The 12,986-nt window shown below is 39.2% G+C and carries 12 protein-coding genes; 11 read left to right on the top strand and 1 reads right to left on the bottom strand.

The window, feature by feature from the left end; genetic code table 11:
* Positions 1 to 62 precede the first annotated feature (62 nt).
* The 11 genes from L1028_RS17340 to L1028_RS17290 all read left to right on the top strand — a co-directional run bounded on the left by L1028_RS17340 (position 63) and on the right by L1028_RS17290 (position 11,989).
* Positions 63 to 1,391: a spore germination protein gene (locus L1028_RS17340; RefSeq protein ID WP_234535890.1), complete on the top strand. Its 1,329-nt coding sequence runs from the start codon at positions 63 to 65 to the stop codon at positions 1,389 to 1,391.
* A gap of 21 nt (positions 1,392 to 1,412) precedes the next feature.
* A complete protein-coding gene (locus L1028_RS17335) occupies positions 1,413 to 2,510 on the top strand; it encodes a hypothetical protein (RefSeq protein WP_234535889.1) in 1,098 nt (365 codons plus the stop codon).
* Positions 2,507 to 3,598 carry a Ger(x)C family spore germination protein gene (locus L1028_RS17330; protein ID WP_234535886.1) on the top strand — a complete coding sequence of 364 codons (1,092 nt, stop codon included), beginning with the start codon at positions 2,507 to 2,509 and terminating at the stop codon, positions 3,596 to 3,598. The genes L1028_RS17335 and L1028_RS17330 overlap by 4 nt, the downstream gene beginning before the upstream one ends.
* A gap of 171 nt (positions 3,599 to 3,769) precedes the next feature.
* A complete protein-coding gene (locus L1028_RS17325) occupies positions 3,770 to 4,099 on the top strand; it encodes an ArsR/SmtB family transcription factor (RefSeq protein ID WP_423803055.1) in 330 nt (109 codons plus the stop codon).
* Positions 4,099 to 4,515: an SRPBCC family protein gene (locus L1028_RS17320; RefSeq protein WP_234535882.1), complete on the top strand. Its 417-nt coding sequence runs from the start codon at positions 4,099 to 4,101 to the stop codon at positions 4,513 to 4,515. The genes L1028_RS17325 and L1028_RS17320 overlap by 1 nt, the downstream gene beginning before the upstream one ends.
* 103 nt (positions 4,516 to 4,618) lie before the next feature.
* Positions 4,619 to 7,795, top strand: a complete 3,177-nt coding sequence (locus L1028_RS17315) for an ATP-binding cassette domain-containing protein (protein WP_234535880.1) — start codon at positions 4,619 to 4,621, stop codon at positions 7,793 to 7,795.
* A gap of 218 nt (positions 7,796 to 8,013) precedes the next feature.
* The gene (locus L1028_RS17310; protein ID WP_234535878.1) at positions 8,014 to 9,369 is read left to right on the top strand and encodes a right-handed parallel beta-helix repeat-containing protein; all 1,356 of its coding nucleotides are present in this window, start codon (positions 8,014 to 8,016) and stop codon (positions 9,367 to 9,369) included.
* On the top strand, positions 9,366 to 9,923 hold the full coding sequence (locus L1028_RS17305; protein ID WP_060623663.1) for a nitrous oxide reductase accessory protein NosL: 558 nt from the start codon (positions 9,366 to 9,368) through the stop codon (positions 9,921 to 9,923). Before L1028_RS17310 ends, L1028_RS17305 begins: the two co-directional genes overlap by 4 nt.
* Positions 9,923 to 10,744: an ABC transporter permease gene (locus L1028_RS17300; RefSeq protein WP_234535876.1), complete on the top strand. Its 822-nt coding sequence runs from the start codon at positions 9,923 to 9,925 to the stop codon at positions 10,742 to 10,744. Before L1028_RS17305 ends, L1028_RS17300 begins: the two co-directional genes overlap by 1 nt.
* Entirely contained in the window at positions 10,737 to 11,456 is a 720-nt protein-coding gene (locus L1028_RS17295; protein WP_234535874.1) for an ABC transporter ATP-binding protein, read from the top strand. Before L1028_RS17300 ends, L1028_RS17295 begins: the two co-directional genes overlap by 8 nt.
* Entirely contained in the window at positions 11,453 to 11,989 is a 537-nt protein-coding gene (locus L1028_RS17290; RefSeq protein ID WP_234535871.1) for a redoxin domain-containing protein, read from the top strand. Before L1028_RS17295 ends, L1028_RS17290 begins: the two co-directional genes overlap by 4 nt.
* On the opposite strand, the gene L1028_RS17285 is transcribed toward L1028_RS17290, so the two are convergent.
* Positions 11,952 to 12,986 carry a PocR ligand-binding domain-containing protein gene (locus L1028_RS17285; RefSeq protein WP_234535869.1) on the bottom strand — a complete coding sequence of 345 codons (1,035 nt, stop codon included), beginning with the start codon at positions 12,984 to 12,986 and terminating at the stop codon, positions 11,952 to 11,954. The genes L1028_RS17290 and L1028_RS17285 overlap by 38 nt on opposite strands.

Genomic DNA, 12,986 nt, shown 5'->3' with positions numbered 1-12,986 from the left:
GTAGGATAAAACTCAGAATAAAAGGAAATGATATCAAAAAAGAACCGGAGGATTGTTGCATCATGATCGAAGCCTTTCAACTAATTAAGAAGCAGCTAGCTACCTCATGCGATTTGAAGAAGGAACTCGTCCGAATTCAGGATATTGAGTTGGAAATCCTTTACTTGGTTAGCGTTTGCGATGAAAAGAAAATCAAGGCTGATCTGATCTACTCCATACTAGAATGCTCGAGTAAAGAGGAGTTCAAAGATTATCTTACTTCACTTCCCGACATCAGCAATCCGGAGAAGGAACAAGATATTTTGCAGAAGTTGATGGTCGGCCATGCCTGTATTCAGATGGAAAATGAGATTTTCTTGTTCAGTGCGAAAAAAGTGATCAACAATCAGCTTGGAGATGCAAGCTCGGAAACGGCGATTTATGGCTCGCAACGTTCATTCAGTGATGTGATTGATACAAATCTCAATTTGATTCGGTATCGTTATCCCTCTCCAAATCTTGTTTATGAGCAAAGAAAGCTTAGGGGATTACCACAGACTGAAGTCGGTTTAGTTTATGATAGTCTTTTGGTTGATAAAGGATTATTAATCGAACTTCAAACGCAGCTCAATTCAATTAAATCAGACGTCATCCTTTCGGCAGCACACCTTCAAAGATTACTTACTAGTCGTAAATACTCACTTTTTCCTACATTGATGATTACAGAAAGACCGGATCGCGTCGCGTTAAATCTGATACAAGGCAAAGTCGTTTTACTTGTCGAAGGTAGCCCATTCGTTTTAATCGCTCCGGCTACTTTTTATGATTTCATTTCCTCAATGGATGATACTTTTGAGCAGTTATGGGTCGGTTTTAGCCTTGTGGTACTACGTTATATCGGCATTTTCATTACTGTGTTACTTCCAGGCATTTATATTTCTCTGGTCTCTTTCAACCCTGAGTTGTTTCAAGCCCAGCTCGCTTTCTCTATTGCCGGTAGTCGTGCGGGCATCCCTTATCCGTCGTACATTGAAGTGCTCATTATGATGTTCTTAATCGATACCTTAATCGAAGCTAGTATACGGCTTCCCAAGTCGATCAGCGCAGCGGCAACGACAGTTGGTGGACTAATTCTAGGACAAGCTGCGCAGCAGGCAAATCTGGTTAGCAATATCATGATTATCGTAACTTCCGCCATTGGCATTGCCAATTTTGTCGTGCCGATCAATGCTATGAGTTTCGCATTACGGATTGTCAAATATCCTTTTATCTTGTTAGCTAGTTTATTTGGATATGTAGGTCTAATCGTAGGACTATTTTGTTTGATCCTTTACTTGAACGATTTAAAAAGCTTTGGGAAACCTTATTTAAAAGTGTTTATCGGAGAACAAGAAAAATTCGGAAAATTATAAAAGAAAGGAGGATATTTTTCCTTGAATCGTTATGTTTTTTATGTTTTATGGTGTGATGGGATAACCATCACAGGTCTTTTATTATATACCCTTTTATTGAATGAACGGTTTAATGGAAGCATGCTGGCTATTGTGATAAGTGCGGTTAGCGGCATGATATTTCTTGTAACAATGACAAAGTCACTTGGTTATTTTCCAAGGAAGGGTTTGCCTGAAATCTTTCGGATGTTTTTGCCGGCAGGAGCAAGAATATCATTATTAATATTTTTTTCAATTATGACTATAACAAAAGGATGCATCATGATAGGGTATGCATCATCCTTTTTTAATTTATATCTAACAGATGTAAACACAATTACTATTATGGTATTTATTTTTCTTGCAGTATCTTGGGGAGCTACAAGGTCAAGCAAAACAATTTTAAGTACGCTTGAGATCGTTCTTTTTATTTGTATTCCTTTAATGTACTATGCCTTTACAAAAGCCATCTTTAGTCAAGGAATAGAGTGGAATTCTATTAAAGCAATGGCAGATTATGCATTCATTTGGCCGAAATGGGGAACGATTACGGCTGCAAATAGTGTTTTCTCCGGATTTGTTGGCTTAATCGTATTTAATCGAGTTGTTCCCAGTAAAATCAAATGGAAATTCACTCCCATCGTCCTTATTGTTAATTTGCATATATTAGTCACTGGTTTGATTATTTCCATTGGAATTCATGGCACTTACGGGGTGGGGAATTATATAGCCCCCACGTATTCTGCATTAGATTCAATTGGTATGATGTCAGGATTATTCTCACGTACGATTATGCCTTATTTTCTCATCGTCCTTTTTTTGCTCTTAGTGTATGCGTCTGTAACCATTCATGTTGGACTTGAGCTGTTGAAAGGATGCTTCTCTATGAAATTTCAAAATAATCTTCGGAAGGAACAACTATTATCTTGGGCAATTTGTTGCCTATTTACCATTGTTACAGTCATCTACTTCAGTTCATTCAATTTAAAACAAATCATATACCATACAGTCAATTGGCTTGAGCTGCGATTTTATACCGAATTTCTGATGGTCGCGCTTGTTGCGTTGTTTGCTGTATTGAAAAGGCGGCGTAAAGTATGAGAAACATTATCCTAATGGCTCTCTGCTTTACAGTGGCTATACAATCGGGTTGTGCATTCAAGGATATCGACAAACGAATATTCGTAATCGCCATCGGAGTAGATCAATCAGATGATGCAAAAAATCCATATCGCGTGACATTGAAATTAGCTTTACCTGCTCAAAAATTTGATCCTTCTGTGAATAATATTCAAATCATAAGTGAAAATTCCGAAACGATATCAGGCGCAATCGGGCGAATAAGGGCAAAATCATCGAAAGATCTTAATTTTGGTCTTTTAGAAATATGCATTTTGGGTGAATCATTAGCCCATGAGAGTATCAACGAGCCACTTAATTGGCTGTCAAGAAGATTCGATATTCCGATGGAGGGGATTGTGGCAATAGGGAAGCCCAACGCGGAGACTGTTCTTAAAATGAAACCAAAATCAGAAAATTTTTCAGGTAATGCATTGTTATTAAGCCTGTCCGAAACGGGATCAATCTCATCGTTCACGGTTCCCGAACATCTTTATGATTTCTATCGTCGAACGACGGAAAAGGGCATGGACCCCTACTTGCCTATTATAGAGACCGAAAATGAGGTATACAAAATTGATAGGGTTGCTCTTTTAGACAAACATAAGATAAAAACGATTTTGACAACAGATGAAACCCGCGTCTTTAAAGAACTTCTTCATAGCTATCCTCATTTCGAAATCACCACAAAAATGGTAGATCAACCTTTTGTCTTGGCTATTGAACAGTTGAAGAGACGTTATACGATTGATACAAACAATAAGAATAAACCAGTTATTCGTGTATCTATTCAAATGCGTGGAGTTGTAGAAGAATTCGTAAATCAGGTGTATGAAGAAAATTGGACTAAATTTGAAAAGCATGTTGAACAGGAAGAAAGGACGAAGATATCAAGCTTGCTGAAAAAGCTGCAAAAAAACGGGATAGATCCGTTCGGATTTGGATTACTCTATAGAGCTACCCGGCATGAAGGGGATAAGGAATGGGAGCAATGGCAGTCTATTTATCCCGAAGCTGTTTTTGATGTAAATGTTAAAGTTTCTATACAGGGAACGGGAGCAATAAAATAACAAGGCACCGATATCCTCATTCCATTAAAAGATCAGATAATTAAAATTTTAAGGACCTTGACACGACACCTTTTGGTGTCCTATAATCAATATGACACTAAATGGTGTCCGATTGGGTACTGATAAAGTATAATCGGATACACTACAGGTAATATTACGGAAAAGGTGGGGGTGGTTTTGAACGATAATAGTCAAGTGAGGGATGTATATGACGCTGTTGCAGATCCAACGAGGCGAAAATTACTTCAAATCCTGGCTGATGTTGATGAATTACCCCTACATGAAATAACGGTTCATTTTGATATGGGCCGTACTGCAGTTTCTAAGCACTTGTCTATTCTTAAAGACGCTGATCTTGTAGTTGCTCGAAAGGTTGGTAGAGAAACGAGATATCGTTTGAATGCCAATCCATTAAAAGAAATTCGGGATTGGGTATCTTTTTACGAAGGCTTCTGGAAAGAAAGAATCGATAAACTAAAACTTTTATTGGAGGAAGAATAATGAAACCAGATGTATCCTTAGATTATCAATTTACAAGCTCCATTGAGAAGGTGTGGAACGCTTTGACGGATTCAGACACACTTGCGAAATGGATTTGGAGCAATGACTTTAAGCCAGTTGTAGGGCATAAATTTCAATTTCGCGCAGAGCCAAATGAATGGTGGGATGGTATTGTAGATTGCGAGGTTCTCGTTGTAGACGAGCCACATACATTATCCTATACTTGGCATAGTGCCGGAGAAGGCACTACAGTTACTTGGACTTTGAGCAAAGAGTCAGATGGTAAGGTACATCTACATCTTGGTCAATCTGGATTTAGTGAAGAGACCAAAGCTCGCCAAGGCGCTATCGAGGGAGCTAAATATGCTTGGGCGAATATGGGCAATCAGCTTGAAAAAGTATTAGCAGAACTGTAATTTCAAGAATAGGGCGCTTTTCTGAAACACGGAAAGTGCCCTTTTTAATGGAATAAATCATGGTAATACTAAATGAAGAGAATGGAGATGAGATGATACCACTATGAAAATAAACCGACTAATTGCGAACAATATTAATAAGTTAGATGCAGTACTACCTGTAGATCAATCCCTGGGGATTGCGGGTTTGTCCGGTTCTGGTAAAACAACCTTTTGTCAAACCATCGGCGAAGAATCCAAGAAACGTCTCGTTTCTTTATTGCCAAAGGCAGAATATCAGTATTTATTCCCTAACATTATGGAGACTAATTTCAGTGCGATTCAGATGGAAGAAATGCCACTTGTACTTTTTCTAGGGAGATCATCTATTTCTTCCAATCCTCGTTCAACCATTGGCACACATACGGGTGTGTTCACAGAAATTCGAGTTGCGATTGCTGAACAATATAACCTATCGCCAGAGGTTTTTTCATTTAATAATGAATTAGGCTGGTGCCCAGATTGTAAAGGTCGCGGCACTACTAAAAACGTTGAATGCAAAAAGTGTAAAGGGAAGCGTTATAATCATGAAACTGAACAATACAAAATGGAGTTATTGGATCAAAACATGAGTATTTCCAATATTAATGACTTAAGTGTTGAAAGCATTTTTTCTCTAGCAGAAGTTTTGAAACTGAGTGAAGGCAAACAAAACATTCTAAAAAACATAATCCATATGAATATTGGGTATTTAACCTTAAATCGCATTATGGGCACCTTGTCAGGTGGAGAGTTAACACGACTTTACTTAGCTGAATTCATGGCAACAAGTGAAAACACAGTCATTATCATTGATGAAATCTCTGTGGGTCTGGATCACCAAACCCTTTTAAAAATATTAGAGCAGATAAAACAACTAGGATTTAAGAATCAAATTTGGCTCATTGATCATTCGGATACGGTATTAGACATAACGGACGATCAATTGTTCTTTGGACCAGGAAGTGGTAAATATGGCGGGAAAATCGTTGAAGAATCGCCACGTCCGGCGCCAATCAATGGAGAGATAAATCAGGCTGCACCTATTAAATACTATCATTTTCAAGATCTTTACTGCCGTAATATTCAAATCGCCGAAATTCAGATTCCCCGTAATAGACTTGTAACGTTTACAGGTGAATCAGGCTGCGGTAAATCTACATTAGTCAATGAGTGTATGTCCAAAGATTTTGTGAAGCGATATCCTAAAGATAAGCTGGTCATTGTGGGGCAAGATCGAAATCAATCGATTACCAGCCGGTCTACGGTAGCTACTTTTCTTGATATTAAAAGAAAGCTTACAAAATATAGTGATGAGATTGATGATATTTTTCAGCGCTCGATTGAAGATATTATTGAAGAACTTCCGAATGAAGACATCGCTCATAAACGCTTAAGTTTGTTAATCAAGCTTGGACTTGGGTATTTAACGTTGGAAAGAAAAACACAGTCTTTATCCACAGGTGAATTTCAATGTGTTCATTTAGTCTCCGAGCTGTTTTCGGGTTCAAGAAACACAAATACGCTTTTCATTTTTGATGAGCCTTCCAAAGGGCTATCACAAAATATTCTAAATCAATTCATTGATAGCATTAGAGTCATTCTTCTGGATGAAGCTGTCTCCATTATGATGATTGAACATAACTCGTATATGCTGGAAAACTCTGATTTTATCGTTGATTTTGGCAAAAGACAGCTTGAACCGGTGGAGCATCTCGATGTTGTCAGCCATGAAGCGTATTATCGTCAACAAAATAGTGATGAGTATGTCGCCCCCTTGCAAATTTCTTCAACACTGCGTCAACAAAATGGCATTAGCTATTTAAAAGAAAATCAAATGGCCTACTTTAAAAATGCGGAAAACGTTTATAAAGGTGGCATCTTAAAAAGCTTATCCTCCATGGCGCGTTTGATTTATGGTGAATACGAATCAGATACCATTGCACCTGTCATCGCCATTGATCTGGAAAGACACTTATATAGTCAATATACTTTTCTGTATGAAATTGGTGGCTTGATCAACAATATTGTAACGGCACATCCAACCAATAGAGACACAAGTAGCTTCGATTTCTATTATCAAGACAATCATTGTCCTTGCTGCAAGGGACGTCGAGTCATTGAAAAGTTTGATTTTGAAGTTGTTCTTCAGGATAAAAATATGCCATTTTGGGATGGCTTATTGCATCCAGATGCAATGGATATTCTGAAATTCTATCAATTCCACAAAATCAGATTCATCTTTGAAGAGATTAAGAATGAACTCGGACAAGATATCAGTAAGAGCTATAATGAGATGACAGATGCAGAAAAGCATACTTTTTGGTACGGGTATTGGGAAAAGTCATTTTATGATAAAGCTAGTAAGGCAACGAGAACTTGGGAAGGCTTTAATTACATCATTGGGAACTACATGGTAATATCGAAAGCGATTATTAAAGAGCATATTAAACAGTCCAAGATACTGATTACCTGTCCAATCTGTGAAGGTACCGTACTAAATCATCATAAAAAGCTAAAGTTTAGCGACACAGATATTCGTGAGATCATTGGACAACCTCTTGAACAAGTGATCGGTACCGTTGGCAAATTACCGGTGCTTGAAAAAATGAAAGCTGTTGTCGGCGGTGATATGGTTCTAACAGAGGATGTCTCTCTATTACCTAGGGAAACACAAGTTGCTCTAAAAATGCTTGAACTTGAAGTAGCGAGCTTTGCGCACTATGAAATGGTATTGCAAAATGCACTGCCATTCTGGGGCAAGATTAGTAGTAGCATTGAATTCATAAGCATGAATAATCAGATTACGATTTGTGATTTTGAGAATATTACCGAAACTAGAGAAAACATCATTGATAAGTATTTCACGAATGGAAAATACAAAAAACTGACCTATGTTTATGAAGCGTTTGGTTACAAAAAACTGGTTACTTTAATTAATAAGATAAAAGCTAGTCAGCCATGTCCATTCTGTAAAGGAAAGAAAGTCATATCAGAAGATGGACTCCACGATGGCGTTTATAAGTTAACGATTCCATGTGTTAGTTGCTATGCAAGTGGTATTAATGATGCAGGGCTTAAGGAAATTGTCGAAGGCATTGATGTTCAGACCTGGCTAACTGGTAATGTTAGTGATGTAGTGACTGAAGGCTCAAATATTGCTGCTGTAGCAGATATTCCAATTTTCAATCGTATTCGGGAGTTAAATAAACAAGAAATGATGGCCGTTTATCAATTTCTTGAGGATAATAAGCAACCCTAATGGAACCGCGCTATGCGCGGTTTTTTTTATAATATGGGTACACATTCGGGATATCAATTGATGTGATATAACTCACAATTCAGACACATCTTTTCATTAGGGATAGCTACATTGAGCTATAGGCATGTATCTTCCTTTTCTTTACAATTAGGCGTAATGATTGTTCTCTGAATGGGAATGATTAATTAGAGAATGAATCGCTGACAAGGGGGTGAACAATGGTTATACGCAAAAGTTTCTGTCACTACAGAGTTTTGATCATGATGTTATTCAGCCTTTTTTTAATAATCACGACCTACAGCGGAAGGGCTAGTGCAAATAATTCGGAAGCGATTCCACTTCAGCCGATTATTGATGCGGCACAAATTGGAGATTCAATTACTTTAGCTCCAGGTACTTATCTCGGCCCGGTTTATATTAACAAAAGATTGACGATTAGCGGGGAAGGAGGGGCAACACTATTAAATTCATCTCCCGATGCTGAGGTTGCAGTTATGATTCAGGCTGATGGGGTAAAGCTTCAAGGACTTAATATACAGCAGGATAACGGGGGAGAAGCAGCAGCGATTCGGGTGGAAGCCGATCAGGTAACTTTGAAAGATTTAGTCATACATACATTTGGCTTTGGCATTATGCTACGTGAGGCTGATAGTGGAGTTATAGTAAACAATAAAATCCGTTGGTTTATACCTAAAGGTGCTGCTTCGGGAAAAAGAGGTAATGGCATCGATCTCTATAACTCTCATGGTTCAGATATTAGAGAAAATGAAATCTCTTATCTCCGAGATGGCATTTATTTAGAGAAGAGTCGCAATACAAAGGTTGATCACAATCGGCTCTTTCATTTGCGATACGGTGTTCACTGTATGTATATCAATGGATCATCTGTAACGAATAATATTGGAGAATACAACATTACTGGCGCGATGGTGATGGGAGTGAGCGACGTTATGGTATCAGGAAACTCTTTCCGTAAACAAAACCAGAATGTTCATTCTCAAGGAATCCTGCTCTTTGACGTTCGTACCTCTCAGATTGTAAATAACGTCGTGGAAGGAAATCGGGTAGGAATCTATATGCAACAATCCTCCGACAACACTCTTCAGAATAATATGGTGCTCCGAAATTATATTGGGATTCAATTTGAGGGCTCTGAAGGCAACCGCTTTCAGAAGAATGCTTTTATTGCAAATGTGATTGAAGCAGAGGCAACAGATTCCAAGAATAATAAGATGACGAGAAATTTTTGGGATTCATTCGAAGGGCTGGATGTATCGGGTGATGGTGTAAGTGATCTGCCATATGCTATTAATCCATTTTATCAGCAATTAGTTACTGAAAATGCTGCTTATCAGCTCTTTTTTCAATCACCGGGCATGACATTTTTAAGCGATCTGTATACAAATGATAAAGAACAATGGTCCACTGATCCAGAGCCACTTATGCAATTAGATTCAGTTCATGCAAATGTTGGACAAGTAAGTGTGGGGCAAGGGTCAGTAATGGTAGTGGGTTGGCTGCTTTTGTTCTTCGCTGTGATCACAATACTATATATGGGGGTATTAAGGTTATGAAAAAATGGAGTTTAGTACTGATGATGATGATGGGTTTGTTAATTCTGGCGGCTTGTGGCCCCAAAAAGTTTGAACCGTTGGCGATTAATGAAAAAGTTGATATTTGCGCGATTTGCAATATGCAGGTTAAGGACGATGCTTTTGCTACACAACTAACAACAAAAGACGGGAAGAATTATAAGTTTGATGATATTGGTTGTATGAATGAATGGAAGAACAAGAATGGAACCAAAAACATCGGAAAGGACTATGTCCGTGACTATAACGACAAAGAATGGGTAGAATTCAGTAAGGCCAGCTTTGTCTATGATGAGACACTACGCACACCTATGGCGTATGGAGTTATCAGCTTCAAGGACACTGCTTCAGCCGAAGCTTTTGTGAAGGAACAAGGTGTTGGCAGCGTTCTGTCAGCAAGTGATCTGTCCAAGCATGAATGGAAACAAAATACGGATATGATGCAAATGGATATGAATGGCGGAGAAGGTCATATGGACGAGCATAAGTCTGAGGAAATGGAAGGTATGACATCGGATAAAGAGATGGATATGTAATGGTTGATATCCTGCAAGTCGCACGCAGAGAGATTAAAATGGGGTTTCGAAATCCATGGGCTTATTCTTTTTTGGCATTATTTTGTGCGTTTAGTCTTGGCTTACTGCTGATTAATGCACAAAATGAGATTCAAGGCTATACCGCAGTTACAGGTTCCATGCTAAGCCTGATTTTGTATCTGCTGCCGCTTATGACCTTATTTTTAGGCTCTTTTTCACTGACTTCAGAAAAGGAAGAAGGTAGTTGGCAGCTTTTATCTACTTATCCAATAGGAACGTTGTCATTTATTCTTGGCAAGTATGTGGGTCTGGCTGTCGTATTACTTACAGTTGTGGCTTTCGGCTATGGTTTGATGGGGACGATTAGTGGACTCATGGGCATGGCCTTCGATTCTACTACCTACTTTCTATTTTTGTTTTTTTCGGCAGGACTTGTTTTACTATTCTTGACCATCGCCTTGTTTATCGGTTCATTATCAAGAAACCGCTGGCAGGCGCTGACTGTTTCTGTTGCTGTGTGGTTTTTCACAGTAATAGGTTGGCCAACCTTTTTGATCGCCTTTTTAGGCTTAATGCCTTATCTCTGGATTAAGCCCTTGCTGGTCGTATTCACAATACTCAACCCAGCAGAGCTTGTTCGGTTATTCGTTGTAATTAAGCTGGGCGGAGGTTCAGTGCTGGGACCTGAATATTACCAATGGGTAGAATGGATAAATGGTTCGAAGGGTAGTTTGTTGTTTATGGGAGTCTGTCTAGTCTGGATGTTGAGCTCGATCCTGTTTGTATATTGGATATGGGAAAGGGGGCGCTCTCGTGGATAACCCCTTAGTGAATGTAATAGGAATCTCTAAGGTTATTAAAAAGCAAACAATAGTTGAAGAGATTAGCTTTCAAATCCCCACTGGGAGCATACTTGCACTATGTGGCGGTAACGGGGCTGGCAAAAGTACCGTTTTGCGAATGGTTGCGGGTATTCTTCAGCCTTCGGTGGGCGAAATCTCAGTGGGTGGTTTATACTGGCACAAATCACGCAAACAATTCTCGAAACAAATTGGTTATATGCCGGATGATTATCAATTCAATCAGGGGCTGTCGGCAGAGGAAGCTCTGACTTTTTGGGCCGCACTCCGTAGGGTACCCAATCGCAAAGCGAGAGTCAACGAAGTCCTTGGCTTAGTAGGTCTACAGGATAAACGAAATCGTCTGGTCAACACCTTTTCAAAGGGAATGCGTCAGCGTATCTTATTTGCTCAGGCATTGCTGACCAAACCTTCGTTGCTAATTATGGACGAACCCACAAACGGTCTTGACCCTTTTTGGATGAATGAATTCGTAGACCTACTCCAAAGAATCAAGGAAGAAGGGCATACCGTTATTTTCTCCACACACCAATTAGAAATCGCTGATAAAATTGCTGATCAGATTGTCTTTCTAAGTCATGGAAGAAATGTTGGTTCAGGTCCGACCAAAGAATTTCATGCGAAATTTGGTTCTTTGTATACAGCCTTTAATCATAGTCTGGGTCTGAAATGAGCATGCGTCGAATCATTGCTATGCTGGTGATTATCGCAGCTGTCACGACTGTTGTATGGGTATTTAGCCATAATGAAACAAGAGATTCATCTGAGAGGATTACAGTGGGCTCTATCGCTCCCGAATTTGAAGCTACAACAATAGAAGGCAAAAAGGTTCGTCTAAGCGATTTCCAGGGACAGATTGTGGTGCTTAACTTTTGGGCCTCCTGGTGCACGTCATGTGTGCGTGAAATGCCCCTTCTGAATGACATTCATAAATCTACAAGTTCTCAAATTGAAACCTTGTTTATTAATGTTGGTGAGTCTAAAGGGACTGCATCAGAATATCTTAAGGATCATAGTTTTTCTTTTCCAGTTGTCATCGATGTTACCGGAAAAATATCTGCTTTATTCGGAGTTAGTGCGCTTCCTGCTACGTATATTATAAACGGAGAGGGAAAGATCAAAGAGGCTATATTAGGCGAAATCACAGATTTCCCCTTAATGCAACTAATCAATTCATATACATATTCCGGTATACAGCCGGGGTAAGGTTTTCGAACCGTTTGAATGTTTTAATAAAATAACCAGTATCACAAAATCCTAAATCATCACTCACTTGATTAATAGGTGCGTCTGTGGTTTCCAGCAGCTGCTTGGCCCATTCAATCTTGAGCCTGGCAATGAAGAGGGAGAAGTTCTCGCCTGTTTCTTTTGTAAATATGCGACTGAAATAACTGGGGCTGATATGACAAAGCTTGGCCATTTCTTTTAGGCTGAAATTTTCATTTTTATGCGCATAGATGTAATCGAACGCAGGCTGAAGCACTGCATTTGAAGAGACGAACTTTTGTGCTCCATTTTTCAATTTGGTCTCAATAAGTGCTCCTGACAACTCTTGCTGCAGAGACTGGATTTTTCGATAGGTAAGGTCTGTCTCTTCGAATAATTCTGCTGAAGCAGATATATCAATATCTGTGGTCAGTACTCTTTTGTACAAATCAACGGTAGTACGCTTTTGAATGGCTTCTTCCACGATGTAAGTACTTAACTGTAGAAGTAGGTCCACGCACTTGGTTACTTCATCGTAGGATAGGACAGGTAGTGCTTCGTAATCCTCTTTGAGCGCTTGAAACTTCATGTTCGACTCAACATTAGGTGGCCTAGATACTATCTGCTCCAGCTGTGACACATCAGGTTCACGAAGCTTAAGCTGTCCGGCCATAATTGCACCCAGATATTGATCGTCAATAATAATTGGAATCGCGATATCGATAATGTTGAAATGGCATAAATAAATATAAGGCTTGTTCTGGCGTACAGCTTCAATGCCGGCACGAGCATCACATTTTTGACAATAAGGAGAGAGATTAGAATCTTGGCGAACGCCTTGGCAGAAAGGCTGACAGAAGCTGTGCTTAGTCACGGGAACGCCTTTATAATCTACGGTAAGAATCGCCATTTTAGTCACGAGTGATAAAGAATCCTGCAGTTTCTCCCATTTCTTCAAATCAATAATTTCTTCTAAATTAAATCGAGATTTGGACAT

Origin of the sequence: Paenibacillus pseudetheri (assembly GCF_924513355.1) — a bacterium.
Taxonomy (GTDB): Bacteria; Bacillota; Bacilli; order Paenibacillales; family Paenibacillaceae; genus Paenibacillus_AQ; species Paenibacillus_AQ pseudetheri.
This window is presented reverse-complemented; position numbering and strand designations above follow the sequence as displayed.

Excerpts from the sequence above, each read along its gene's own strand:
- L1028_RS17315 (WP_234535880.1), top strand. The coding sequence starts at position 4,619 with ATGAAAATAAACCGACTAATTGCGAACAATATTAATAAGTTAGATGCA.
- L1028_RS17320 (WP_234535882.1), top strand. The coding sequence starts at position 4,099 with ATGAAACCAGATGTATCCTTAGATTATCAATTTACAAGCTCCATTGAG.
- L1028_RS17305 (WP_060623663.1), top strand. The coding sequence starts at position 9,366 with ATGAAAAAATGGAGTTTAGTACTGATGATGATGATGGGTTTGTTAATT.
- L1028_RS17285 (WP_234535869.1), bottom strand. The coding sequence starts at position 12,986 with ATGTCCAAATCTCGATTTAATTTAGAAGAAATTATTGATTTGAAGAAA.
- L1028_RS17340 (WP_234535890.1), top strand. The coding sequence starts at position 63 with ATGATCGAAGCCTTTCAACTAATTAAGAAGCAGCTAGCTACCTCATGC.
- L1028_RS17310 (WP_234535878.1), top strand. The coding sequence starts at position 8,014 with ATGGTTATACGCAAAAGTTTCTGTCACTACAGAGTTTTGATCATGATG.
- L1028_RS17290 (WP_234535871.1), top strand. The coding sequence starts at position 11,453 with ATGAGCATGCGTCGAATCATTGCTATGCTGGTGATTATCGCAGCTGTC.
- L1028_RS17300 (WP_234535876.1), top strand. The coding sequence starts at position 9,923 with ATGGTTGATATCCTGCAAGTCGCACGCAGAGAGATTAAAATGGGGTTT.
- L1028_RS17330 (WP_234535886.1), top strand. The coding sequence starts at position 2,507 with ATGAGAAACATTATCCTAATGGCTCTCTGCTTTACAGTGGCTATACAA.